At 63.6% G+C, this 1,455-nt stretch carries 1 protein-coding gene; it reads left to right on the top strand.

Going from position 1 to position 1,455, the window contains the following annotated elements; genetic code table 11:
* The first annotated feature begins 142 nt into the window (after positions 1-142).
* Positions 143-1,297, top strand: a complete 1,155-nt coding sequence (rodA, locus tag PSV26_RS10135) for a rod shape-determining protein RodA (RefSeq protein ID WP_300570288.1) — start codon at positions 143-145, stop codon at positions 1,295-1,297.
* The last annotated feature ends 158 nt before the right edge of the window (positions 1,298-1,455 follow it).

Genomic DNA, 1,455 nt, shown 5'->3' with positions numbered 1-1,455 from the left:
CGCCCAGCGGGGCGAGGGAGGGGCGGGGGGAGGGAGTGGGGAGTTGCGCCTACTGCCTATAGCGGACCACCGGCGCAGCGTGACGCCGGCTTAACTTCAATTCACAAACCGCCAGCGCAAGGCTGGCAGATAATCCTTCCTCATGTCCGCCGTTTTCGACAAACCCTCTCTTTTCCAGCGCGCCGCCCCGATGTTCCAGGGCTTTGACGGCCCGCTGGCGTTTGCCGTTTTCCTGCTGGCCAGCGCCGGACTGATGATCATGTATTCGTCCGGCTTCGACCACGGCACGCGTTTTGTGGACCATGGCCGCAACATGCTCATCGCCGGGGGCATCATGTTTGTGGTGGCGCAGATTCCGCCGCAGCGCCTCATGGCGTTCGCCGTGCCCCTGTATGTGCTGGGCGTGGCCCTGCTGGTGGCCGTGGCGATTTTTGGCATCACCAAAAAGGGCGCCAAACGCTGGATCAACCTGGGCATCGTGATCCAGCCCAGCGAGATCCTGAAAATCGCCATGCCGCTGATGCTGGCCTGGTGGTTCCAGAAACGTGAAGGGCAGTTGCGTCCGCTCGACTATCTGGTCGCCGGCCTGCTGCTGCTGGCACCGGTGGGGCTGATCATGAAGCAGCCCGACCTGGGCACCTCGCTGCTGGTGCTGGCGGCCGGCCTGGCGGTGATCTTTTTTGCGGGACTGAGCTGGAAGCTGATTGCACCGCCGGTGCTGCTGGTGCTGGCCGGCATTTTCCTGGTGGTCTGGTTTGAGCCGCAGCTGTGCGCCGACGGCGTGCGCTGGCCGGTGCTGCACGACTACCAGCAGCAGCGCATCTGCACGCTGCTTGACCCGACGCGGGACCCGCTCGGCAAGGGCTTTCACATCATTCAGGGCATGATCGCCATCGGCTCGGGGGGGATGTTCGGCAAGGGCTTCATGCAGGGCACGCAAACCCACCTGGAGTTCATTCCCGAGCGCACCACCGACTTCATTTTTGCCGCTTACTCCGAGGAGTTCGGGCTGGTCGGCAACCTGTTCCTGATTGCCGGCTTCATTTTCCTGATCTTTCGCGGGCTGATCATTGCGCTCGAGGCCCCCACGCTGTTTTCCCGCCTGCTGGCCGGTGCGGTCACCATGATTTTTTTCACCTACGCATTCGTCAACATGGGCATGGTCAGCGGCATCCTGCCGGTGGTCGGTGTGCCGCTGCCCTTCATCAGTTACGGCGGCACGGCCATGGTCACGCTGGGGCTGGCGGTCGGGATATTGATGTCGATCTCCAAAGCCAAACGGCTGGTGCAGTCATGAGCCTCCTGGCGAGGGCCCCCGCGCAGCGGGGATCGACAAGGCGAAGGACTGCAAAGACGCCGAAACCTCCGGGCACGCTTGTCGTTAACGCCACTGAGGCGGCGTCATGAGCCTCCTGGCGAGGGCCCCCGCGCAGCGGGGATCGACAAGGCGAAGGA

This window comes from Polaromonas sp. (assembly GCF_029945685.1).
Taxonomy (GTDB): domain Bacteria; phylum Pseudomonadota; class Gammaproteobacteria; order Burkholderiales; family Burkholderiaceae_C; genus Polaromonas.
This window is presented reverse-complemented; position numbering and strand designations above follow the sequence as displayed.

Coding starts and splice junctions, on each gene's coding strand:
- rodA (WP_300570288.1), top strand. CDS start 143: ATGTCCGCCGTTTTCGACAAACCCTCTCTTTTCCAGCGCGCCGCCCCG.